This window comes from Pseudonocardia adelaidensis (assembly GCF_039543345.1).
Classification (GTDB): domain Bacteria; phylum Actinomycetota; class Actinomycetes; order Mycobacteriales; family Pseudonocardiaceae; genus Pseudonocardia; species Pseudonocardia adelaidensis.
Genome location: NZ_BAABJO010000005.1, coordinates 104,297 through 125,934, shown reverse-complemented (window position 1 = coordinate 125,934; position 21,638 = coordinate 104,297). Strand labels below are relative to the sequence as shown.

Genomic DNA, 21,638 nt, shown 5'->3' with positions numbered 1-21,638 from the left:
ATCCGCCCGTGCCCGCGAAGACCGCCTCCGCTACGCGCGCCAGGCCTGGATGTCGATCTCCACGCGCAGGGTGCGGCCGACGGCCAGGGTGCCGGCGAGCACCGGCTGGTTCCAGCTGATCGCGAAGTCGTCGCGGGAGATCTCGGTGGAGGCGGAGAACGCTGCGCGCGTGCCACCGGTGAGGTCCGGGCCGGTGCCGCCGTAGACGACGTGCAGCGGCACGGGGGCGCTCACGTCCTTCAGCGTGAGCACGCCGTCGAGCGTGAAGCGTTCCGCGTCGACGCGCCGCAGCCCCTCGCTCTTGTAGCGGATCTCCGGGTAGCGGACGACGTCGAGGAAGTCGGTGCTGCGCAGGTGCGCGTCGCGGTCCGGCTCGTCGGAGTCGAGGCCTGCCGGGTCGATCGTGACCTCCACCGAGCTGCCCTCGAACGGGTCGGCCACCTCGATGTGCCCGCCGAAGCGCCGCAGCCGGACGTGGATGCGGCTCATCCCGAGGTGCAGTGCGCTCACGCGGATGCTCGAGTGCTGCGGGTCGATCGTCCAGGTGCCCGGGGCCGGGAGCGGGGCGCCGGCTTCGGGGGCCAGCTCCAGCACGCCGAGCGGAGTGATCCGGTCGTCGGCCACCGTCACCGCGCTGGCCCGCGGCTGCCGGCCGGGCGCGGCGACCACCACCGTGTAGCCGCCCGCGGGCAGCCCGTCGATGAGGAAGTGGCCGTCGTCGCCGCTCGCGGTGCGGGCGGCCTGCCCACCGGTAGCGTCGACCGCCGTGAGTGTGCCGACGAGCGGCCGCCCGTCGGAGGTCGCCAGCCGACCGGCGACCGCTCCGCCGGTCACCGGTACACCTCTTCGGCGTCGACGGACGGCGGGACCAGCTCGACCACCGTCGTGGCCGTCGTCCCGGCCGACACCTGCACGACCTGCGCCACCGGGTCGTAGGTGCGCGCCCTGAGCGTGTAGGTGCCCGGGGGCAGGTCGGCGAACTCGAACGTGCCGCCCGGGCCGGTGATCGTGGATGCGACCACGGTGCCGTCGGCGTCCACGAGGGTGGCGACGGCGTGGTCGACGACGGCGCCCGTCGCGAGGACGGTGCCCCGCAGGACGGCGCGGGCGGGCAGGGCGATGTCACGCTCGGTGTGCCGATCCGGGTCGAGCCGCACGCTCAGCGCCACCGGTGGGTGGCCGGGCGCGGTGGCCGCCAGCGTGTACTGGCCCTCCGGGACGCCGGGGAGCCGGTACCGGCCGCTGCCGTCACTGCGGGTGGAACCGGCGACGACGCCCCGCACGTCGATCAGCGTGACGGACGCTGCGGGCACCGGGCGCGGGAGCCCGTCGGCGCCGGCTGCGGTGCTGGTGACGAGGCCGTACACCCCGCTGCTGCCCGAGAGCACGATGTCGTGGCGGACCGGCTGCTCGGCCACCGGCACCAGGGCGGCGCGCGGCTCCAGCGCGCCGGATGCGGCGACCACCAGGTACGTGCCGCCGCTGGTCAGCGTGACGCGGTAGGTCCCGTCGTGGTCCGTGGTGGTGCTGCCCTCCTGCCGCCCGACCTGGTCGGTGACCGTGACGACCGCCCCGTTCAGCGCGGCGCCGTCGGCGCGGGAGACGGTGCCGTGGACGCCCGGGCCGGTCGGGGTCCGGCGCGGGCGCGGTGACGGCCGCTCGGTGGCCGGAAGAGCTCCGGGGACGGCGGCGTGCTTGCCCTCCCCGTCGGCGGGCCGGTGGCCGTTGCCGTTGCCGTTGCCGTTGCCGTTCGTCGCGCCGAGCCGTTCCCACTCGTACGCGCTGCCGTTCAGCCGCGTGCCGTTGCCGCTCGGGGCGACGGCGCGGTCGGTAGCAGTGCGGTCGGTGACGGCGCGGTCGGTGACGGCGCGGTCGGTGACGGCGCCGGCCTCGGCCCGCTCGCGCTCCATCCCGGTCTCCGTGCGCAGCGGGACCTCACGGATGGCCAGCACGGCGATCAGGGTGATGATCGCGAGGGCGCCGGCGATCATGAAGATCCAGGCGGTGGCGTCGCCGTAGGCCGCGCGGACGATCGCGGCGATGGCCGCGGGCAGCTCGTTGAGGTTGCCGATGCCTGCGCCGCCCGTGGGGGCGGCCACGCCCGCGGTGGCGAGGCCCCGTGCGGTCAGCTCGGCGACCCGGGACGCGAGCACGGCGCCGAGCACCGACACGCCGATCGTGCCGCCCATGGAGCGGAAGAACGTGACGGTGGAGCTCGCGGCCCCGAGGTCGGTGGCGGCCACGGAGTTCTGCACGGCGAGGACGAGGTTCTGCATCGACATGCCCATGCCGAGGCCGAGGACGAACAGGAAGGACCCGACCAGCACCAGGTTCGTGCTGTGGTCGATCGTGGAGAGCGCACCGAACCCGAGGAGCAGGAAGATCGCGCCGAGGACCAGGTAGATCTTCCACTTGCCGTACCGGGTGATCAGGGAGCCCGAGCCGGTCGCCGCGATCATGGATCCGAGGATCATCGGCAGCGTGAGCAGTCCGGCCGCCGTCGGCGAGAAGCCCCGCGCGATCTGGAAGTACTGGCCGAGGAACACCGCGCCGCCGAACATGGCCACGCCCACGGCGATGCTCGCGAGGATGGCGAGCGTGGTGGTGCGGTCGCGGAACAGCCGCAGCGGGATGATCGGTTCCTTGGCCCGCGCCTCCACCACGAGGAAGAGCACGATCAGCACCAGGCCGAGCCCGGCGAGGGCGAGCGAGGTGGTGGAGCCCCACGCGAACTGGTTGCCGGCGAGCGTCACCCAGATCAGCAGGGCCGACACGCCACCCGCGACGAGCGCTGCGCCCAGGTAGTCGATGCTGACCTTGCGCTTGACGACCGGCAGGTTGAGCGTGCGCTGCACGACCACCAGCGCGACCACGGCGAGCGGCGCGCCCACCCAGAAGCACCAGCGCCATCCCAGCCAGTCGGTGTCGACGATGAGGCCGCCGATCAGCGGGCCGGCCACCGGGGCCACCGACATGACGGTGGAGATCAGACCGGTGTAGCGCCCCCGCTCGCGGGGGCTGATCATCGCGGCCATCACGATCATGATCAGGGCCTGCAGCCCGCCGAGGCCGATGCCCTGCAGCACCCGCCAGCCGATCAGGATGCCGACGGAGTGCGAGAAGCCGGCGAGGATCGAGCCGACCGTGAAGATGGTGATCGCCAGCTGCACCAGCAGCTTCTTGCTGAACAGGTCGGCGAGCTTGCCCCAGATCGGAGTCGTGGCCGTGGAGGCGAGCAGGGTGGCGGTGACCACCCAGGTGTACTGGCTCTGCGTGCCGTGCAGGTCGGTGATGATCGTCGGCAGGGCGTTCGACACGATCGTCGACGACAGGAACGCCGTGAACATCGCGAGCAGCATCCCGGAGAGCGCCTCCAGGACCTGCCTGCGCGACATCCGCCCGCTGTCGGCTGCAGCCGGTTGTCGGGCGACGGCGGCCTGGGCAGGCAGCGTCTCCTCTGCTGTGGTGGTCAATCCTTCTCCTCGGGCCGATGCTCGGGACTCTGCTCGGGCACGTGTCATGTGGTGTGTGTTCAGGAGGCGGACCCGGCCGCCACCCGCGCGGGCGGGCGGTGGTGGGCGGCCAGCGCGCAGTGCAGCTGGGCGACCAGCTGGTTCATCCGCTCCACCAGGTGGGCGACCTCGGCGTCGTCCCAGCCGTCGAGCGCATCGGCCACCCACCGCGCCCGCTGGGCGAGGTACCCGTCGCGGGCGGCGAGCCCGGCGGGTGAGACGGCGAGCAGCTGCGCCCGGCCGTCGGCCGGGTCGGGGCGACGCGTGACGAGGCCGAGCTGTTCCAGCGTGGCCACCTGGCGGCTGGCCACCGACGGGTCGACCTCGAGGTGCGCCGCGACCTGGCCGAGGCGCTGCTCCCCCTCCCGGGCGAGCAGGCCGAGCACGGCGAACTTCCAGCCGGGCATGTCCTCCGCCTCGGGACCCAGCCGTGCTGTGCGGCTCGCCCGCATGACCGTGCGGAGGAGCTCCAGCAGCTCGTCGGCGGTGGCCGCAGTGATCACAAGAGCCTCCAAGTTGGTTGCTACCAACAACTATACGCAATTAGTTGGCCTCTACAACTGATTTGGGTGTGTCGTCCGACACCGGCGGCGCGCGGCACGATGCGACCGTGGAAGCACCGATCGGGCCCGCGCGGGCCGACCCGCCGCCCATGCCGCGCCCGCACCTGCTCACGCAACACTGGCTCGACGTGGCGTTCCTGCACTGGGCCGTCGACCCGGACGCGGTGCGGCACCTGCTCCCGGCGGGCGTGGCGCCGGACGTGGCCGACGGGTCCACCTACGTCGGGCTGATCCCGTTCCGCCTGGTCGGCACGGCCGTCGCGGGCGGCCCGCCGGTGCCGTGGGGCACGTTCCTGGAGACCAACGTGCGGCTGTACTCGGTGGATGCCGCCGGCCGCCGCGGCGTGGTGTTCCGCTGCATGGCCGCGGAGAGCCGGCCCGCCGTCGCCGCGGGCCGCGCCGTGTTCGGGCTGCCGTACCGGTGGGCCAGCATGCGGTTCGGCCGCGCAGGCGCGCTGCGCGGCTACTCCGCCCGACTGCGCGGGCCGGGCCCGCCGGTCCGCAGCCGGGTCGCCGTCGCGCCAGTCGGGCCTCCGATCGACGGTCCGCTGGAGCGGTTCCTCACCGCCCGCTGGGGCCTGCACGTCGGCCACCTCGGCCGCACCTGGTACCTGCCCACCACGCACGTCGCCTGGCCGCTGCGGCGCGCGGAGGTGCACGAGCTGGACGACGGGCTGCTGGCCGCGGCCGGGCTCGGCGACCTCGCGCGGCGCCCGCCGGACCACGTCGCCTTCAGCGGCGGGGTGGCCGCGACGTTCGGGTGTCCGGTCCTCACGGCCCCTGTGTCGACTGGTCGCCCGGACAACGGGGCAGCGCCGTCGGGGTGAGTCACGTGACCCACGGTCACACCCGCGCGACGGGTAGCGGGGCGGGCACTCATCGTGAGGCTCGGTGCTACTGCTCCGTTCGGCCTGATCAGCACCGTCGATCAGCACGAAGAGGTGGCGTCCACATCGGTGGGTGGTAGTTCCGGGACGTTCGGTGGCGGTGGACGAGGTCTCGCGGCTGATCAGGTGACGTCCGACGAGCGGGCGAACAGCGTCTGGCCGTCCCCCGCGCGTGGCGAGTAGGAATCGACTCGCCCCCGATCTGGACCTGCACGAACACCCGGAAGGCGTGACCCGTGGAACACCCCACCTGTTCGCACGGCCCCCGCGCCAGCAGGGCCGAAACGATCAGCGTCGCCGAGCTGCTCGCCCGGCACGCCGGGGCACCCCCGCCTCCCCCGCGACCGACGGGCCCGGCAGGCGCGGTGTCGGTCGCGGCGCTGCTGCGCCGTGAGGGCCGCGGCCCCCACGTGGCCGACCGCCCGCTGCTGCCGCGTGGCCACGCCCGGGTCCCGCAGCCTGCGCCCGAGCCACCCCGGCGGAACGTCCGCAAGGTCGCGGTCGCGGCCGGCGCCCTGTTCGCCGCCACGGCCGTGCTCGGACCGTCGGTGGTCGAGGACGCCGCGAGCCGCTCGGCGCCGGGCCATGACCGCGACATCCCGTTGCCGTCCGCGGGCGCGCCGGGTGACTCCGGATACGGCTCGTCCGGCGGCACCGGTGCGGACAGGTCCGTGTTCGCCGCCATGCGCCTGCTGTTCGCCGACGGGATCCCGTCCGAGGTGGACGGCACCGCTCTCGGTGTCCCGGCGACCCGCCCCGCGGCGTTCGGCCGCTCCGACCCGGTCCAGCGCCCCCTGACTCCGGACAGGGCACCGACGGGGCCGGCCGGTCCCGCAGTCGGGCCCGAGCCCGGGACCGTCCCGCCCGGCGGAGCCGGCACCCCGCCGGGCGGGACGTGGTCGTGGACGCCCCCGCCCGGCGCATCGCCCGCGCCGCCTGCCACCGGTACGGGCGGCGGTACGGGTCCGGGTTCGGGGCACGCCCCCGGCGGCGGCATCCCCGGCGGCGGCGCCCCCGGCGCGTCCCCCGGCAATGAACCGGCCGGTCCGGGCGGAGGCGGCTCGCAGACCGGCGGGGGTGTGGTGCTGGCGGCCCCCGCGGTGACGACGCCGGCCGTGCAGCTGCCGGCGACGGGCGCCGAGCTGCCCGCCGTGGGCCCGCTCCGCACTCCGGCGGTGACCGCCGGGCCGGGCGCGGTCGTCCCACCGGTGGTGGCCGTCGCAGCCGCGCCGGGAGAGGTGTCGGTGTCCACCACGCCCGCCGAGGTCCGCACGCCCGACCTCGCCGCCTCGAGCGCGCGCGTCGGCCCGGTCGCGACGTCCGGGGCGCCCGTCACGACCCCCGACGTCGAGGTCTCCGGGGCCCGCCTCGCGCTGTCTTCCGACGCACCGCCCGAGGTCGCCCTCCCCGGGGCGAAGGTCTCCGCCACGACGATCGAACCGCCCGGCCTCGCGCTGGGCCCCGCCGAGGTCGACCTCCCCGACGTCGAGGTCCCGGCCGTCGAGGTGCCCTCCGTGACGCTCGGGAGCGCGGACCGCGAGGACGACACCGACACGGACACCGGCGACGCGACGCCCACGGCCGACGAGCCGGGGCGGGAGGTCACCGACACCGTGGGCAACGCGGTCGGCGGCCTGACCTCCGCCCTGCTGGGCGACCGGTCGGACGAGGACTCCCGGGCCGACAACGCCGCCGCTGACGACGACAGGACCAGCAGCGACGACGACCCGCGCGACGCCATCCGGGACGACGACAGCAGCACCGACAGCAGCACCGACGACAGCAGCACCGACGACAGCAGCACCGACGGGGCGAGCACCGACGACAGCAGCAGCGCCGACGACGCGGACGGGGACGACAGCAGCGACGCTCGCAGCACCGACGACAGCGACAGCAGCAGCAGCGACGCCGACGACGACAGCGAGCACGCCGACAGCAGCGGCGACGACAGCGAGCACGCCGACAGCAGCGGCGACGACAGCGAGCACGCCGACAGCAGCGGCGACGACAGCAGCAGCGCCGACAGCAGCGGCGACGACGAGAGCGCGCAGAGCGACTGATCCCCGGCCGCTCACGCATCACCCCGCTGAAGGGATCGGGCCTACGCACGGGCGGGCGCCGTGCGAGGTCGGGGGTGGGTGGGCGAAGCGGGCCGCCCGGCCCGTCGCGCCCCGGCGCCGCCCTCACCTCGGCGGGGGCGGGTCCCGGTAGATCAGCTCGAGCGCCGCGGACCGGGCGCGGCGGCGGAGCCCCCCGAGCAACCCGTGGTCGGCGAGCGCGGCGCGGGCCGCGAGCCAGCCGCACACCCCGTGCACCCCACCACCGGGGTGCGCCGATGCGCTGCCCAGGTACAGGCCGTCGACCACCGTCTCGGACCGGCCGAGCCCTGGCACGGGGCGGAACACGAGCTGCTGGTACAGCTGCGCCGTGCCGCCGCCGACCGCCCCGTCCACGAGGTTCGGGTCGGCCGCCTGCAGGTCCCGGGGCCGCTGGACCATCCGGTGCACCACGCGGTCCCGGAAGCCGGGCGCGAACGCCTCGACGACCTCGTCGATCCGCTCGGCCAGCCCGTCCGCGGTGCGGTCGTCGGCGACACCGCGGGGCAGGTGGGTGTAGGCCCACGCGCTCTCGGTGCCTGCCGGGGAGCGGGAGGCGTCGGCCGTGGTCATCTGCCCGAGCAGCAGGAACGGTGTGGCCGGGACGGTGCCCGACTCGATCTCACCCGCCCACCGCACGAGGCCCCGCGCGTCGGCGCCCAGGTGCACGGTGCCGGCCCCGGCCGTGCCCGGGTTGCGCCACGGGATCGGCTCGCGCAGCGCCCAGTTGACCTTGACGGTCGGGGTTTCCCACACGAAGCGCTCGAGATCGGCGCGCAGCCGGGACGGCACCGCGGCCGCCGGCAGCAGGTCGCGGTAGAGCGCGGGCGCGGCGACGTCGGCGATCACGGCGCGGCGGGCCCGCACCGTGCGGCCGGTGGCGCAGTGCACGGCCACCGCACGGCCACCGCGCACGTCGATCCGTTCGACCCGCTCCCCCGTGTGCAGCTCGGCACCCGCCGCCGCGGCCCGCCGGGCGAGTGCCGCGGCGAGCTCCCCCGCCCCGCCCACCGGCACGGGGAAGCCGTGCTGCTGGCCCAGCATCGCGAGCAGCCACCCGAACACGCCGCTGCCGGGCGCGTCCGGGGGGATGTCGGCGTGCCCGCCATTGCCGGCGAGCAGCAGGCGCGCAGGCTCGCGCGCGAACAGCTCCTCCCCCATGCGCCGGACCGGCAACGCGAGGAAGCGGGCGAGCCGAAGGGCGTCCGCGGTGCCGGTGCGGCGCAGCAGCTCCAGCGGCCCCCGCACCGGCGGGAACGCGGTGAAGAGCGAGCGGAGCACCGCGTCGCCGATCGCGTCCCACTGCGCGCACAGCCGCAGCCACGCCTCGCCGTCGCCCGGCCCCAGGGCGGCCGCGGTGCGCTCCCGGTCCCGGTGCAGGACCGCCGCGGGGGCGCCGTCCGGGTGCGCCGGATGGGCGAGGACGGCGGGCGCGTGGGCCCAGCGCAGCCCGTGGCCGCCGAGGTCGAGGGCGCGCAGCACCGGCGACCCCGCCGTGAGGGGGTAGAACGCGCTGAACAGGTCCGCGGTGAACCCCGGGTGCAGCTCGGCGGAACGGACGGCGCCGCCGAGCACGTCGGTGGCCTCCAGCAGGCACACGTCCCAGCCGGCGTCCGCCAGCACCGCCGCCGCGACGAGGCCGTGGTGCCCGCCGCCGATCACGACCGCGTCGGCGATCTCCATGTCCCACTTTTACCCGGGACGTCATCGATCGTGCCGCGACCGGCCGCCAGGCTGGTCCCATGAACACCCGACAGACGGTCGACGAGCTCCTGCGCCGCATCGCGGCGGGCGACCCGGACCGGATCGCGCCGCTGTTCGCCGACGAGGTGGACTGGGAGCTCGACTGGCCCGACGGCGACTACACGCAGACCGTGCCGTGGATCCGCCGCCGCGGCACCCGGGCCGAGGCCGCCGACAACTTCCGGGAGATCGCCGAGCACCACGTGCCCGGGGAGAGCGACGCCCGCGTCCACGCGGTGCTCGTCGACGGGGCCGACGCGGTGGTGCTGGGCGAGATCGCCCACACCGCGAAGCCGACCGGCCGCAGCTACGTCGCCGCGTTCGCGCTCCACGTGACCGTGGCGGACGGGCTGATCACCCGCTACCACATCTACGAGGACAGCCTCGCCGTGGCGCGGGCGTTCGACGCCGTGTGACGGCGGGCCGCCTGCCGGAACCGGACCCAGGCGACGCCGGCGCCGGCGGCGAGAACGGCGCCGGCGACGACGAGCACCGTCCGCACGCCGAGCGCCGCGGCCAGGCTGCCGGACAGGGCCACCGCGAGCACGGACACCGCGGCGGGCACGATCGACATGACGCCGACGAACCGGCCCATCAGGGCGTTGTCGACCTCCGTCTGCGTCAGCGCGCCGATCCCGGTCCCGATCGCGACGGTCAGCAGGCCGAAGAGCAGGTGGACCGCCATCAACGCCGGGACCGTGGTGGCCAGCGCGGTGGACGCGATCACCGCCGCCAGCGCGAACAGCCCGGTGACGACCAGCCTGCGCGGCGCGAGCCGCCGGGCGAGCATCGCGACGAGCAGGCCGCCCACGATGTTGCCCGCGGTGTCCCCGGCCTGGATCGGGCCGATCCATGCGGTCGAGATCCGCAGCGTGTCCACGACGTACGGGGTGAGCAGCACGGCCATCGGGGCGAGCGCGAAGGTGAGCGCGCCGAACACGATGAGCAGCGCCTGGAGCGTGGGCGCGGAACGGACCGCCGACAGGCCGTCGCGCACCGCCGTCCAGGTCGCGGTGTCCCCTCCGGCGGCGCCCGTCGCGACCCCGCGGATCGTCGCGACGAGCACGGCCGACACCGCGAACGTCGCCGCGTCGACCCCGAACGAGATCCAGTAGGTGTGCAGCCCCGCGACGAGGACGCCGGCGAGGGTCACGCCTGCGAGCTCACCGGTCACGGTGGTGGTCTGGACGAGGGAGTTGGCGCGCAGCTGCTCGTCGGCGGGGACGATCACCTGCATCAGCGCGGCCCGCGCCGGGTTGAAGAAGGTACCGACGACCGATTGCAGGAACGCGATCACGTAGATCGTGGGCAGGTCGACCGACCCCCGGGTGACCAGCGCCAGCACCACCAGGAGGGCCGCCCGCAACACGTCGGCGACGATCATGATCTGGCGCCGGTCCCAGCGGTCGACGTAGGCGCCGGCGAGCAGGCCGACCGCGATGCCCGGGACCGCGATCACCACGGTGAGCCCGCCGACCGCGGCCACCGAGTGCGTCGTCTCCGTGATCAGCAGGACGAGGGTCAGCGTCGTGAGCGCGTCGCCGAAGGTCGAGACGCTGTGCGCGGCCCACAGCGCGGCGAACCGGCGGTCGCCGGCGACCGCGCTACGCGGTGATGCCATGGAGCAGGAGGTCGACCAGGCCGTCGGTGGTGACGCTCGCGTCGCCCGCGCCCCAGCCGCCACCTCGCCCGAGCGACATCACGATCGCGAGCACCATGCCGGCGACATCCGGCGCGGGCATGCGGAGCTCCGCCGCGTCCGGTTCGAGCACGGCGGCCACGGCGGCCCGCAACCGCGCCCAGGACGCGTTCCGGCGCTCCGACAGGCGCGCCCGCTCGTCCTCGGGAACGTCCTCCCGCCGCGGCCGCGACATGCCCGCGAGGCTGACCGCGTCGACGACCGCGCCGGTGCGCTCCCCCTGCGCCCGGACGGCCTCGATCAACGCGATCAGGCGGTCCCGCAACGGCAGGCCGGGATCGATCGCGTCGAGCTCGTCGACCACGTGCCGGGAATCGGTGATCTCGGTCAGGCAGGCGGCCAGCAGCTCGTTCTTGTCCGCGAACGCGCGGAAGATCGTCGGTTCGCTGATCCCGGCGGCGCGGGCGATCTGCAGGGTCGTGACGGAGGGCCCGATCTCGACCAGCAGCGGGATGGCGGCCCGGACGATCATCGCGCGCCGCTCCTCGGTGCTCTGGCGCGGCGCGCGCCGGCGTGGGGTGTCTTCGGAAGGCATGCCTCCACGATACGTAGTGAGTCCTCACTACGCAACTCACCGCAGCGCGGGACGGCCGCGCACCCCGTCTCGCTCCACGCGCCCGTCGACGGGGGCGCCCGCCCACGCGGGGTGCCCGAGCCGACACGGGTGCGCCGGCGGGGCCCCGCGTGCCACCCGCTAGAAGACGATCTCCGCCGGCTCGATCCCGGCTTCCTCGCAGTAGTCCGTGTAGCGCTTCAGCTTCGTCTCCGCCGTCTCGACGTAGGCGAGGTTGCCGTCGGCGTCCATGTACTCGATCGGGCCGTGGATGGAGAACAGCGTGAGCATCGGCTGCGACTCGTCCTCGACATCGGCCACCAGCGTGTGGACGTCGCCGGGCGGCTCGAAGACGTAGGCGCCGGGCGTGGCCTGCCAGTCGTGCTCGATGTAGTGCCACCTGCCCTGCAGCACCCAGCCCTCCACCTCGGCGAGGTGGCGGTGCCGGTTCACGACGCCGCTCTTGGCAACCTTGAGCAGGTTGACCCAGCTGCCCTTCTCCAGGTTGATGCGGATCGGCTTGAACCAGACGTTGTTCGAGCCCTGCGGCACCCAGGGCAGGTCGGCCGACTGGACCAGGAAGTCCAAGGCGTGCTCGCTCGCGAGGTCACTCATCGCCCCGTTGTACCTCCGGACGCGCGCAGCGTGAATCGCGCTTCGTGGATGCCGGCATGCGCACGGCTGATGCTGCGGTCAGTGGAGCGGCAGGTCCGCCGGGCGGGACGGGACCGCGTCGAGCGCGGCGAGGATCTCGCCGTCGAGCGTGACCGCGCCCGCGGCGACGTTCGCCTCGAGGTGCTCGGGGTCGGCGGTGCCGGGGATGAGCAGCACGTTCGGGGCGTGCCGGAGCAGCCAGGCCAGGCCGACCTGCGCCGGCGTGCAGCCGAGCGACCGCGCCGCGTCCCGCACCGCGGGCTCGTCGGTCACCTTGGGCATGGTCGGGAACGCGCCACCCAGCGGGAAGAACGGCATCCAGGCGATCCCCTCGGCGACGCAGAGCGCGAGCACGTCCTCGTCGTCGCGCGCCACGAGGCTGTACAGGTTCTGCACGCAGGCGATGCCCGCCGGGATCGCCCGGCGCAGCACGTCGATCGTCACACCGCTCAGCCCGATCGCTCCGATCTTGCCCTCGTCGCGCATGGCCGTCAGCACCGCGAGCTGGTCGTCGGGGTCGACGACCTGGTCGCCCTCGGCCCGGAGCCCGGGGCCCGCGTCGAGCCGCCGGAGGTTCACGACCGGGATCCGGTCCGTCCCGAGGCTCCTGAGGTTGTCCTCGACGCTCGCCCGCAGCTGCTCGGGCCGCTGAGCGGGGCGCAGCGGGCGGGGGGCGCCCGGGTCGGGGTCGGCGCCCACCTTGCTCACGACGACAACGCCGTCCTCGGGGCGGAACGCCTCGCGGATGAGCCCGTTGACGAGGCCGTTCCCGTAGAACTCCGCGGTGTCGACGTGGCCGACGCCGAGCTCGACGGCGCGGCGGAGCAGCGCGACGGCGGCGGCGCGGTCGCCGTGCAGACGTTCGAGCTGCATCGCGCCGTACCCGATGCGGGACACGGTGCGGCCGGCGAGGATGCCCGCGCCGCCGGAGCGCGTGACCTCGGACGACGGGGTGTGGGTCGACATTCGAGAGCTCCGTCCTCGTGGGATTATGGCGGAAGCGGAGGCCCCTCCGCCGCAGCAACCGTACCATTATCGGAGGTGCCTCCGGTTTGGCTCCCGACCTCCCCGTCCGCGCCCACGCCCGGCGCAACCGCGAGAAGCTCATCGCCACCGCCCGGGCCGCCTTCGCCACCGCCGACGGCACCGTCTCGCTCGAGGGCATCGCCCGGCAGGCCGGTGTCGGGATCGGCACGCTCTACCGCCACTTCCCCACGCGCGAGGCGCTCGTCGAGGCCGTCTACGGCGCCGAGCTCGACGACGTCACGAGCAGCGCCTCCGCCCTGCTCGACGAGCTCCCGCCGGCGGTCGCGCTCCGCGCCTGGATGGACCGCTACGCGGCGTTCGTCTCGACGAAGCGGGGGATGCTCGACACGCTCCGCGCCGGCTGGGCATCGGGACGGATCGCCACCCCGACCACCAGGGAGCGCATCACCGGCGCGATCGCGACGATCCTCACGGCGGGCGCACGGGAGGGCTCGCTCCGCGCGGACGTCCCTCCCGGCGACGTCACCGCGATGCTCGTCGGGGTGCTCCTGTCCGCCGGGACCGACGGCACCTCGGAGCAGACGGGGCGGCTGCTCGACCTCGTCCTCGACGCCCTGATGGTGCGGCGCGGCCCGGGGACGTAGGGTCTGGCCGCGATGCTGAGATCGGACATGCGGCTGGAATGGCTGGTGTCGTTCCTCGCGGTCGTCGACACGGGCAGCTTCGTGGCCGCCGCCGAGGCCACCCACCGCTCCCAGCCGCGCATCAGCATGCACGTCGCCGCGCTGGAGCGCGCGGTCGGCATCCCGCTGTTCAACCGGCGGAAGCGGCCCGTCGAGCTCACCGAGGCGGGCACGGCGCTGGCCGAGCACGCCCGGTCGATCCTGCGCGAGGTCGAGACCACCGAGGCCGCCATGGCGGCGTGGCGCGGCGGCGCCCGGGGCGTCGTGACCCTCGGGAGCCACCCCAGCGCCAGCGCCGCGTTCGTGCCCCACGTGCTCCGCCAGGCCGCACGCAGCAGCCCGGACGTGCGCGTGGTGCTCGTCGAGCGCTCCACGCTCGAGCTCGACGATGCGCTCGCCGCGGGCGAGCTGGACCTGTGCATCCGGCCGGTGAGCCCGGCACCGGCCCGGTCGACCGTGCGCAAGCACGTGTTGTGGGGTGAGTCCCTCGTCGCGCTGCACCCGCCCGGGCACCCGCTGTCGGAGCTACCGGAGCCGTTGCCGGTGGCGGAGGTCGCCACGCACCCGCTGCTGTCCATCGGCAGGCTCGACGCGCCGGAGACCGGCGAGTTCGAGTCCTACCGGCGCTTCCGGGAGTGCGGGTACGAGCTGGAGCCGGTGCAGGCCACCAACCAGCCTCAGACGCTCATGTCGCTGGTGCGCCACGGCTTCGGGGTCGGCATCACCAACGCGCTCGCCGCGCGGGTGACCGACACCGCGGGCGTCTGCGTCCGCAGGCTGGAGGGCGGTGCGGGCCGACGCGTGGCCGTCCACTGGGACTCCGCCCGCCACCTCACCGCCGCGGCCCGCACCCTGCTGCAGCAGATCATCCGCCAGCCCCGCCCCGACGGCACGGAGCCGGTGCCGGATCCGACATCCGAATAGCCCCATCCGGAACTCGCTCTTCACCGCCGCGACCGGCCACTCCTACCGTCTGGCCGTGGCTCCCACCTCCCCCTTCGCACTCGACGGCCGGCTGGCCATGGTCACCGGCGCCGGGTCGGGGATCGGCCGCGCGATCGCGCTCGGCCTCGCCGCGGCGGGCGCGGACCTGATCCTGCTGTCCGAGCGCGACAACCTGGGCCCGGTGGCCGAGGAGGCGGGCGCCGCGGGCGCCGCGGTCACCACGCAGCTGCTGGACCTCGCCGACCGTTCCGCCCGGAGCGCCGTGGTCGAGCGCCTCCTCGAGGCCCACGCCGTCGACATCCTGGTCAACAACGCCGGGCTGATCCGCCGCGCCCCGGCCGCCGAGTTCAGCGACGAGGACTGGTACGGCGTCATCGAGGTCAACCTGCACGCCACGTTCGAGCTGTGCCGGGCGGCGGGGCGCCGGATGGTCGCACGCGGCTCCGGCAAGATCATCAACGTCGCGTCGATGCTGAGCTTCCAGGGCGGGCTCCTCGTGCCCTCGTACACGGCGAGCAAGCACGCCATCGCCGGGCTCACCCGCGCGCTCGCGAACGAGTGGGCCCCGCACCGCGTGAACGTCAACGCGGTCGCCCCCGGTTACGTCGCCACCGCCACCACCGCCGCGCTGCGCAGCGACCCGGCCCGCAGCTCCGAGATCCTGGCCCGGATCCCGGCGGGCCGCTGGGCCGAGCCCGAGGACGTCGCGGGGGCCGCCGTCTTCCTCGCCTCCCCGGCCGCCGACTACGTCCACGGGCACGTGCTCGCCGTCGACGGGGGCTGGCTCTCCCGCTGAGCAGGGCCCGCGATGACGTCGGCGGCGACGTCCTGCAACGTCGTGGAGCGCTGCCGCGCCGCGGCGCGCAGGGTGCTGAAGGCGTGCTCCGCCGAGCAGGTCCGCTCCGCCATGACGATTCCGATCGCCTGGTCGATCGCCGATCGCGAGGCCAGCGCCTGGCGCAGGCGGGCGGAGTGCGCGGTCTCGTCGTAGTTGCGCATCGTGCCGGTCACGGCCACCGTGGCGAGGCCGGCGACCAGGTCGGCGTGCCCGTGGTCCGGCCCGCCGAACGCGGCTGCCGCGGCTCCGTAGACGGTGAGCACGCCGATCGGTGGGCAGTCACGCACCAGCATCGGCACGGCTCTGATCGCGCGTATCCCGGCACCGGCGGCGGCCCTGGCGTAGACGGGCCAACGCCGTTCCGCGCTCAGGTCGCCTGCCTCGACCGGATGCGCCACTCGGAGGGCGTCCGCCCCGGGACCTGCCGCGTCGCGCCGTTGCAGGGCCTCCAGCCGGGCCACGCGCTCGTCGACCGCGATCGCGTGCCCGCTCCACGCCGGCGCCGTGAGCGCGACGCTCGCCGACACGGCGGCCGGTACCACCCGCACCGTGAGCTCGGCGATCCCCACCAGCAGCTCGTCGACCGACGACGTCGCCACCACGAGCGCCGCCAGCTCGACGCCGACCTGCTCCCCCGCAGCTGCCCGCCCCACCGACGTCCCCCCGGCACGTTCACCCCGACCCCGGCAGGCGGTCGCTGCCCGTGCCTCAATCGTTACGGGGTGCCAGGCAGGCGAGGACGGCGTCGGCGGTGCCGGGTACGACCGGCTCGCGCAGGCCGATCCGCCGCAGCGCGTCGACGACGCGCTCGTTCTCGGCGGCGATGTGCAGGTGGGTGCCGCACCCGGCGGCCCTCGCGTGCAGGGCCCGCAGCTCGCCCGCGACCCGCACGTCCACCCACGTCACCGAGGTGAGATCGAGGATGACGTGCGGCGCCCGGTACAGCTGCTGCCGCACCCGGATCATCAGCACCGCGGAGCTGCGCAGGTGCAGCGCACCGGCGACCCGCACGATGACCGTGTCGGGGGTCGGCGCGTGCAGCCGCACGTCGAGCGGCTCGTCCCGATCAGGTGCGGCCTGATCGGGAACGGCGGGGTGGCTCTCCCGGCGCGGGGCGGGCACCAGCGCCGACAGGTCCATCGGCACGGGTTCCCGGTGGAGGAGGGCGCTGCCAGATCCGGACCTCCATTCGGTGCTCATCGTGCCGATGCACCGCCGGCGCCTCGGCCCGCGCCCCTCCACGCGGCCGCCTGGTACATCGCGAACAGGTCGAGCAGCGAGGCCTCGTACCGCGCGGCGGACCCGGCGTCGTGGCCCACCGTCCTGAGCCATCCCTTGCGCCGGGTCAGCTGACGCCCGGCCGCGGCGAGCGCGGCGGTCGTCGTGGGCGCGACCTCGCCCGCCCCGGTGAGGTCCACCAGCACGAAGCGCGCGCCGGCGATCAGCAACCCGTCCACCCTCTGCCGCAGCTCGGCGGCGCCCTCATGGCCGCAGGCGCCGATCACCTCGACGAAGGCGTGCTCGCGATCGGGCTGGACGGACATGATCCGCAGGGCCTGCGGGTCGGGAATGACGTATCGCTCCGGCTGCACAACAGCGTGCATGCTTTCCCCTCTGCTGCCGTTTTCTCGACTCGCGGAGCGCAGGCGGCGGATCAGGGGACCGGGGGCTCAGAACCACGCCAATGCCGCGCGTGCACTCACGCACCGGCTGTCGGTCCAACCGTTCGGGGATGCTACGAGAGGGGCGCGAGGACGGCAACCGTACGTCCATCTGCGGGTTCGCCCCGTGCGGACGGCGCGCCGTCGTGCCACGCTATGGGGCGCCCGGGACGTCGACCGGCATGTTCTCGGGTTCGCGGACGGGCACGCACATGACGGTGGATCGGGACCAGGACGACAGCGCGGCGGAGCTGGCGGCGCTGTTGCTGTCCACCGAGTCGTTCGACGATCTCCTGCGCGGTGTGGCGGAACTGTCGGTCCGGCTCGTCGCGGGCGCCACGACGGCGAGCATCACCCTGGCCGAACGGGGCCGGGTGATCACCGTGGCGGCCGCTGACGGGCTCGCATCCCAGATCGACGAGTACCAGTACGAGCGGGGCTCGGGCCCGTGCCTGGACGCCATGCGCACCGGGTCGCCCGTGCACGTCGCCGACGTGCGCGGCGAGGGGCGCTGGGGGGACTTCGCCACGAGGATGCTGAGCCACGGCATCACCGGCGCGCTCGGCGTGCCGCTGATGGGTCGCGACGGCCCGGTGGGCGTGCTCAACCTCTACGCCGCCGCGGGCGCGGGCTTCGACGAGCGCGACCTGCAGCTGGCGCAGGTCCTCGCCGCCCACGCCGCCGTCGCGCTGACCGCGGCCCTGCGCACGTACGACCAGGTGAGCCTCACCGACAACCTGCGCATCGCGCTGTCGTCCCGCTCGGTGATCGACCAGGCGATCGGGATCGTGATGGGCCGCGAGCGGTGCTCGGCCGACGAGGCGTTCGACGTGCTGCGCAGGGTGTCGCAGCAACGCAACACCAAGCTGCGGCACGTCGCCACGGAGCTCGTCACGGCGATCGCCCGCGCCGCCGGGGAGGGCCGGGGCGGCTGACCCCGCTCGCGAACGCGCCGGACTAGGCTGCCGGGATCCCCGACGCCTGGAGGTCTCCCACCGGTGGCTGCGCCGCCCGCCCACATCCGCGTGGCCCGGATCCTGGCGGCCGGTGTCCTCGCCTGCGCCCTGGCGGCGTGCAGCGCGGTCCCGGCCGACGCGCCCGCCGAGGGGGCCCGCGAGGAGGTGGCGCGCAGCGTCATCCTGATCCTGGGCAGCGGGATGGGCCAGGCCCAGCACGACTTCCTGCGGCTCGCGATCGCCGGGCCCTCGGGACAGCTCGCGATGGACCGGCTCGACGCGGGCGGGTCGATCGCACCCGTGGACCCGGTCTCCGACGCGGCGGCGGGGGCCACCACCCTCGCCACCGGCATGCCCACCGCCCCCGGCGCGATCGGGGTCGACGCCGACGGCCAACCGCTCACCACCGTGCTGGAGCACGCACGGGACGCCGGCAAGGCCACCGGCCTCGTGACCACGGCCGAGGTCACCGACCCGGTACCCGCCGCGTTCGCCGCGCACCTCGCCCCCCGGCCGCCGATCGAGAACCCGGAGGGCGACGAGGGGGAGGTCCCGGTCGATCGGACGATCGCGCGGCAGTACCTGGAGGGGTCGCGGGTCGACGTGGTACTCGGTGGTGGGGCGGCGCCGTGGTCGGACCTGCTGGGGCAGGCGCGCTCTCTCGGCTACTCCACCGTGACCGACGCCGCCGGGCTGCGGGCCGCGGCCGCCGACCGGCTGCTGGGGCTCTTCGCCGACGGGCCGATGTTCGAGCCGGGCCGGCCGGGCGAGGGCCGCTACGCGCCCGCCGTGCCGCTCCCCGACATGACGCGCGCGGCACTCGCCGCCCTCGACCGCCGCGAGGCCGGCTTCTTCCTCGTCGTCGACGAGGCGGGCATCGACGCGATGGCTCGCACGGGCAACGGGGGGCTCGTGCTGGAGGCGGGCCGGGCCCTGGACGCCACCGTGCAGGCCGCGCTCGACTTCCAGGCGGTCAACCCCGGCACCTTGATCGTCGTGGCGGGCGACCACGAGACGGGCGGCATGAACGTCAGCCTCGCCGACCCGGGCGCCACGCGGCCCGGCGCGGACGGCCCGTACCCCGCCGCCGACTCCGACCAGCAGCTGTGGCTGCGGTGGACCCGCACCGGCCCCACCAACGGCCCCGTGCCCATCACGGCGGGCGGACCCGGGGCGGAGGCGTTCGACGGCGCCATGGCGAACACGCAGGTCTTCCCCGAGCTGCTCGAGGCGATGAGCATCAGCGCCTGAGTGGCACCATCGAGCCGCGGGGCCATCGCCGAACCGCGGCACCCGGCCAGGAGGGGAGCGAACGTGACCGACCGCTTCGAGGGGCGACGCATCGCCGTCACCGGCGCAGCCGGCGGGATCGGGCTGGCGATCTGCGAGAGCCTCGCCGGGCAGGGCGCCCAGGTGTACGGGCTCGACCTCAAGGGGCTCGACGCGCTCCCGGCCGGCGTCACCGGCCACCCGGTGGACGTGACCTCCGAGGAGTCCGTCACCCGCGCGGTCCGCGCGCTCTACGCCGACGACGATCGCGCGGTCGACCTGGTGAACAGCGCGGGCATCGTCGAGGACGTCGCCGCGGAGGACATGCCGCTCGCCGAGTTCGACCGGATCCTCTCGGTGAACCTGCGCGGGGTGTTCCTCACCTGCCGCGAGTTCGGCCGCGAGCTGCTCGCCCGCGGCGGGGGCGCGATCGTCAACATCGCCTCGATGTCCGGCAACGCGATCGTCAACCACCCGCAGCGGCAGTGCGCCTACAACACGTCGAAGGCGGGTGTCAGCGCGCTCACCCGCTCGCTCGCCGTCGAGTGGGGGCCGCGCTGGGTGCGGGTCAACGCGGTCTCCCCGGGCTACGTGCAGACCCCGCTCACCATGGCGAAGGACGACCTGCACCCGCAGTGGATGCGCGAGACCGTGCTCGGCCGGTTCGCGCAGCCCTGGGAGATCGCGAAGGCCGTGGAGTACTTCCTCAGCGATGACTCGGCGTTCTGCTGCGGCACGGAGCTGCTGATCGACGGCGGTTTCGCACTCAGGTGACGAGAGGAAGGCGGCGACCGTGACCCTGCCCGTGATCGAGAAGGCCAGGTCGGGCGAGCTGGCGCTCGGGACGTTCGTGTTCGAGTTCGCCACGAACGGCATCGGCCGGCTCGCCGCGCACGCGGGCGCCGAGTTCGTGCTCTACGACGCCGAGCACACCGGCTGGGGCTGGGAGACGCTCGGTGGGCTCGTGGCCACCACCCGGCCCACCGGGGTGCCGGCCTGGATCCGGATCCCGTCGGCCTTCGACCGCACCACGGTGAGCCGCGCCCTCGACGTCGGCGCGAGCGGGATCATGGCGCCGATGGTCGGCTCGGCCGAGGTGGCCGCGCGGCTCGTGGAGTGGTCGAAGTACCCGCCGGACGGCAGCCGCGGCGCCGCGTTCGGCGTGGCTCACGACGACTACCGCACCGGCGACAACGTGGCCACGATGCGCAAGGCCAACAGCGACAACGCGGTGATCTGCCAGATCGAGACGGTCGCGGGGCTCGAGGCGGTCGAGGAGATCGCCGCGGTGCCCGGGGTCGACGTCGTGTGGGTCGGGCACTTCGACCTCACCAACTCGATGGGCATCCCCGGGCAGTTCGACCACCCCGACTACCTCGCCGCGCTCGACCGCGTCGCCAAGGCCGCCGCCGACACCGGGACGATCGCCGGGTTCATGCCGACGTCCGTCGAGCAGGCCACCGATCTGGCCGGTCGCGGCTTCTCGCTGCTCGCCTACAACGGCGACCTGTGGCTCTACCAGCAGGCGCTCGCGGCCGGGATCGCGGCGATCCGGTCGGTGTTGCAGGGCTGAACCGCGCTCGCCGGCGCCGGGCGCCCTGCCCCGCTCGGAGCTGCACGAACCGATGCGGCGTCAGTGGCGGACGCGCTCCGCCCCGCCGTCCAGGCCGAGCATCGCGAGCATCTCCGCGCACTCGGTGGCGTCGACGGCCCGGCCCGCGACCACCCGGGCGGCGCGGCGGTGCTGGTCGGCGCTCTCGGCCTCCGCGGCGGCCTGTGCCACGGCGAACCTGCCGTGGTCCTCGGTGCGGGAAGGCTGTCCGGTCCATCTCATGCGTCCGTGCTCCCTCAGCCGTCCGCCGAGGGCCGCGTGGTGCAGGGGCGACCGTCCGGCGCGACCGTTCGTCAGGCGGCGATCTGCACGAGGCGCACACGGTGTGCCCGCCCGACCTGACTCGGCTGACCCTACCCCCACCCGGCCGACCCGGCCGATCATGCGAGGTGGTGCGTGCGCCCGGGCTGCGTGCTCATACGCTGTCCGGCGGGGAGGACACGACGGAGGGGGCTGGGCGTATGACGGCGGATCCGGCGGCGGGACCGTCGCTGCTCTACGCCGTCAAGCAGGTCGAGCTGGCCGTCCGGTCCCGGCTCGACGAGCTGCTTCGCCCATCCGGCACCACGGTGGTGCAGTACACCGCGCTCACCGCCCTCGCCCGCCGCGACGGCCTGACCAGCGCCGAGCTCGCCCGCAACGCGTTCGTCACCCCGCAGTCGATGGGCGATCTCGTCACCGCGCTCGAGCGCCGCGACCTCGTGACCCGCCATCCCGACCCGCGCCACGCCCGCCGCCTCCTGATCAGCCTCACCCCCGCGGGACGCGACCTGCTGGAGCGCATGGAGTCGCAGGTGCGCGCCCTGGAGGAGCGGATGCTCGGCGACCTCACGACGGCCGAGCGCGCGGAGCTGCGGGACTACCTCAACCGCTGCCGCAGCGGCCTGGCCGACGGTCCCGCCCGCTGACGATGTCCGCGGCTCGCCCTTCCCCGCAGCGAGCCCGGCGAGGATCGCGCGCCGGGACGCGGCACCGGCCAT

At 74.7% G+C, this 21,638-nt stretch carries 23 protein-coding genes; 11 read left to right on the top strand and 12 right to left on the bottom strand.

Annotated elements, in window-relative coordinates:
• Positions 1-30: 30 nt before the first annotated feature.
• The 3 genes from ABEA81_RS08065 to ABEA81_RS08055 are packed head-to-tail and all read right to left on the bottom strand — an operon-like array spanning position 31 to position 4,015.
• Positions 31-834: a YceI family protein gene (locus tag ABEA81_RS08065; RefSeq protein WP_345604209.1), complete on the bottom strand. Its 804-nt coding sequence runs from the start codon at positions 832-834 to the stop codon at positions 31-33.
• A complete protein-coding gene (locus ABEA81_RS08060; protein WP_345604208.1) occupies positions 831-3,473 on the bottom strand; it encodes an MFS transporter in 2,643 nt (880 codons plus the stop codon). The genes ABEA81_RS08065 and ABEA81_RS08060 overlap by 4 nt, the downstream gene beginning before the upstream one ends.
• 59 nt (positions 3,474-3,532) lie before the next feature.
• Entirely contained in the window at positions 3,533-4,015 is a 483-nt protein-coding gene (locus tag ABEA81_RS08055) for a MarR family winged helix-turn-helix transcriptional regulator (protein WP_345604207.1), read from the bottom strand.
• 107 nt (positions 4,016-4,122) lie between these two features.
• Between ABEA81_RS08055 and ABEA81_RS08050 the strand changes: the two genes are divergently transcribed.
• A complete protein-coding gene (locus ABEA81_RS08050) occupies positions 4,123-4,902 on the top strand; it encodes a YqjF family protein (protein ID WP_345604206.1) in 780 nt (259 codons plus the stop codon).
• A gap of 296 nt (positions 4,903-5,198) precedes the next feature.
• A complete protein-coding gene (locus ABEA81_RS08045; protein ID WP_345604205.1) occupies positions 5,199-7,022 on the top strand; it encodes a hypothetical protein in 1,824 nt (607 codons plus the stop codon).
• A gap of 123 nt (positions 7,023-7,145) precedes the next feature.
• Here the strand turns inward: ABEA81_RS08045 and ABEA81_RS08040 are convergent, their stop codons facing one another.
• Positions 7,146-8,741 carry a phytoene desaturase family protein gene (locus ABEA81_RS08040; protein WP_345604204.1) on the bottom strand — a complete coding sequence of 532 codons (1,596 nt, stop codon included), beginning with the start codon at positions 8,739-8,741 and terminating at the stop codon, positions 7,146-7,148.
• A 59-nt stretch (positions 8,742-8,800) separates the two neighbouring features.
• Between ABEA81_RS08040 and ABEA81_RS08035 the strand changes: the two genes are divergently transcribed.
• Complete coding sequence (locus ABEA81_RS08035; RefSeq protein ID WP_345604203.1) at positions 8,801-9,217, top strand: nuclear transport factor 2 family protein; 417 nt, start codon at positions 8,801-8,803, stop codon at positions 9,215-9,217.
• On the opposite strand, the gene ABEA81_RS08030 is transcribed toward ABEA81_RS08035, so the two are convergent.
• From ABEA81_RS08030 to ABEA81_RS08015, 4 genes are all read right to left on the bottom strand, one after another.
• Positions 9,172-10,422, bottom strand: coding sequence for an MFS transporter (locus ABEA81_RS08030; RefSeq protein ID WP_345604202.1), 1,251 nt, complete (start codon positions 10,420-10,422; stop codon positions 9,172-9,174). The two genes, ABEA81_RS08035 and ABEA81_RS08030, sit on opposite strands and share 46 nt — an antisense overlap.
• Positions 10,406-11,035, bottom strand: a complete 630-nt coding sequence (locus ABEA81_RS08025; RefSeq protein WP_345604201.1) for a TetR/AcrR family transcriptional regulator — start codon at positions 11,033-11,035, stop codon at positions 10,406-10,408. The genes ABEA81_RS08030 and ABEA81_RS08025 overlap by 17 nt, the downstream gene beginning before the upstream one ends.
• 159 nt (positions 11,036-11,194) lie before the next feature.
• Entirely contained in the window at positions 11,195-11,668 is a 474-nt protein-coding gene (locus tag ABEA81_RS08020; protein ID WP_345604200.1) for a 2,4'-dihydroxyacetophenone dioxygenase family protein, read from the bottom strand.
• Positions 11,669-11,746: 78 nt separating this feature from the next.
• Positions 11,747-12,673 (bottom strand): aldo/keto reductase, encoded by a 927-nt coding sequence (locus tag ABEA81_RS08015; RefSeq protein WP_345604199.1) that lies wholly within the window; start codon positions 12,671-12,673, stop codon positions 11,747-11,749.
• 86 nt (positions 12,674-12,759) lie between these two features.
• Here ABEA81_RS08015 and ABEA81_RS08010 point away from each other — a divergent pair, with 86 nt between their 5' ends.
• Genes ABEA81_RS08010 through ABEA81_RS08000 form a run of 3 tightly spaced genes read left to right on the top strand, consistent with a single transcriptional unit; the run spans position 12,760 to position 15,118 of the window.
• The gene (locus ABEA81_RS08010) at positions 12,760-13,338 is read left to right on the top strand and encodes a TetR/AcrR family transcriptional regulator (protein WP_345604198.1); all 579 of its coding nucleotides are present in this window, start codon (positions 12,760-12,762) and stop codon (positions 13,336-13,338) included.
• Positions 13,339-13,350: 12 nt separating this feature from the next.
• Positions 13,351-14,301, top strand: coding sequence for a LysR family transcriptional regulator (locus ABEA81_RS08005; protein WP_345604197.1), 951 nt, complete (start codon positions 13,351-13,353; stop codon positions 14,299-14,301).
• A 55-nt stretch (positions 14,302-14,356) separates the two neighbouring features.
• Positions 14,357-15,118 carry an SDR family oxidoreductase gene (locus ABEA81_RS08000; protein WP_345604196.1) on the top strand — a complete coding sequence of 254 codons (762 nt, stop codon included), beginning with the start codon at positions 14,357-14,359 and terminating at the stop codon, positions 15,116-15,118.
• Here ABEA81_RS08000 and ABEA81_RS07995 read toward each other — a convergent pair.
• From ABEA81_RS07995 to ABEA81_RS07985, 3 genes are read right to left on the bottom strand one after another with little or no spacing between them, the layout of a single operon-like run.
• Positions 15,067-15,813, bottom strand: a complete 747-nt coding sequence (locus ABEA81_RS07995) for an ANTAR domain-containing protein (protein ID WP_345604195.1) — start codon at positions 15,811-15,813, stop codon at positions 15,067-15,069. The two genes, ABEA81_RS08000 and ABEA81_RS07995, sit on opposite strands and share 52 nt — an antisense overlap.
• 55 nt (positions 15,814-15,868) lie before the next feature.
• Positions 15,869-16,300, bottom strand: a complete 432-nt coding sequence (locus ABEA81_RS07990) for an STAS domain-containing protein (RefSeq protein WP_345604421.1) — start codon at positions 16,298-16,300, stop codon at positions 15,869-15,871.
• Between the two features lie 56 nt (positions 16,301-16,356).
• Positions 16,357-16,764 carry a hypothetical protein gene (locus ABEA81_RS07985; protein ID WP_345604194.1) on the bottom strand — a complete coding sequence of 136 codons (408 nt, stop codon included), beginning with the start codon at positions 16,762-16,764 and terminating at the stop codon, positions 16,357-16,359.
• Between the two features lie 269 nt (positions 16,765-17,033).
• Here ABEA81_RS07985 and ABEA81_RS07980 point away from each other — a divergent pair, with 269 nt between their 5' ends.
• The 4 genes from ABEA81_RS07980 (at position 17,034) to ABEA81_RS07965 (ending at position 20,619) form a co-directional block, all read left to right on the top strand.
• Positions 17,034-17,756, top strand: coding sequence for a GAF and ANTAR domain-containing protein (locus ABEA81_RS07980; RefSeq protein WP_345604193.1), 723 nt, complete (start codon positions 17,034-17,036; stop codon positions 17,754-17,756).
• 63 nt (positions 17,757-17,819) lie between these two features.
• Entirely contained in the window at positions 17,820-19,028 is a 1,209-nt protein-coding gene (locus ABEA81_RS07975; protein WP_345604192.1) for an alkaline phosphatase, read from the top strand.
• 63 nt (positions 19,029-19,091) lie between these two features.
• Positions 19,092-19,820: an SDR family NAD(P)-dependent oxidoreductase gene (locus tag ABEA81_RS07970; RefSeq protein ID WP_345604191.1), complete on the top strand. Its 729-nt coding sequence runs from the start codon at positions 19,092-19,094 to the stop codon at positions 19,818-19,820.
• A gap of 19 nt (positions 19,821-19,839) precedes the next feature.
• Positions 19,840-20,619: an HpcH/HpaI aldolase family protein gene (locus ABEA81_RS07965; protein WP_345604190.1), complete on the top strand. Its 780-nt coding sequence runs from the start codon at positions 19,840-19,842 to the stop codon at positions 20,617-20,619.
• A gap of 60 nt (positions 20,620-20,679) precedes the next feature.
• On the opposite strand, the gene ABEA81_RS07960 is transcribed toward ABEA81_RS07965, so the two are convergent.
• Entirely contained in the window at positions 20,680-20,880 is a 201-nt protein-coding gene (locus tag ABEA81_RS07960; protein WP_345604189.1) for a hypothetical protein, read from the bottom strand.
• Between the two features lie 239 nt (positions 20,881-21,119).
• Here ABEA81_RS07960 and ABEA81_RS07955 point away from each other — a divergent pair, with 239 nt between their 5' ends.
• Complete coding sequence (locus ABEA81_RS07955; protein ID WP_345604188.1) at positions 21,120-21,566, top strand: MarR family winged helix-turn-helix transcriptional regulator; 447 nt, start codon at positions 21,120-21,122, stop codon at positions 21,564-21,566.
• The last annotated feature ends 72 nt before the right edge of the window (positions 21,567-21,638 follow it).

Excerpts from the sequence above, each read along its gene's own strand:
- ABEA81_RS08035 (WP_345604203.1), top strand. The coding sequence starts at position 8,801 with ATGAACACCCGACAGACGGTCGACGAGCTCCTGCGCCGCATCGCGGCG.
- ABEA81_RS08030 (WP_345604202.1), bottom strand. The coding sequence starts at position 10,422 with ATGGCATCACCGCGTAGCGCGGTCGCCGGCGACCGCCGGTTCGCCGCG.
- ABEA81_RS07980 (WP_345604193.1), top strand. The coding sequence starts at position 17,034 with ATGACGGTGGATCGGGACCAGGACGACAGCGCGGCGGAGCTGGCGGCG.
- ABEA81_RS08015 (WP_345604199.1), bottom strand. The coding sequence starts at position 12,673 with ATGTCGACCCACACCCCGTCGTCCGAGGTCACGCGCTCCGGCGGCGCG.
- ABEA81_RS08005 (WP_345604197.1), top strand. The coding sequence starts at position 13,351 with ATGCTGAGATCGGACATGCGGCTGGAATGGCTGGTGTCGTTCCTCGCG.
- ABEA81_RS08040 (WP_345604204.1), bottom strand. The coding sequence starts at position 8,741 with ATGGAGATCGCCGACGCGGTCGTGATCGGCGGCGGGCACCACGGCCTC.
- ABEA81_RS07955 (WP_345604188.1), top strand. The coding sequence starts at position 21,120 with ATGACGGCGGATCCGGCGGCGGGACCGTCGCTGCTCTACGCCGTCAAG.
- ABEA81_RS08020 (WP_345604200.1), bottom strand. The coding sequence starts at position 11,668 with ATGAGTGACCTCGCGAGCGAGCACGCCTTGGACTTCCTGGTCCAGTCG.
- ABEA81_RS07990 (WP_345604421.1), bottom strand. The coding sequence starts at position 16,300 with ATGGACCTGTCGGCGCTGGTGCCCGCCCCGCGCCGGGAGAGCCACCCC.
- ABEA81_RS08025 (WP_345604201.1), bottom strand. The coding sequence starts at position 11,035 with ATGCCTTCCGAAGACACCCCACGCCGGCGCGCGCCGCGCCAGAGCACC.
- ABEA81_RS07985 (WP_345604194.1), bottom strand. The coding sequence starts at position 16,764 with ATGCACGCTGTTGTGCAGCCGGAGCGATACGTCATTCCCGACCCGCAG.
- ABEA81_RS07960 (WP_345604189.1), bottom strand. The coding sequence starts at position 20,880 with ATGAGATGGACCGGACAGCCTTCCCGCACCGAGGACCACGGCAGGTTC.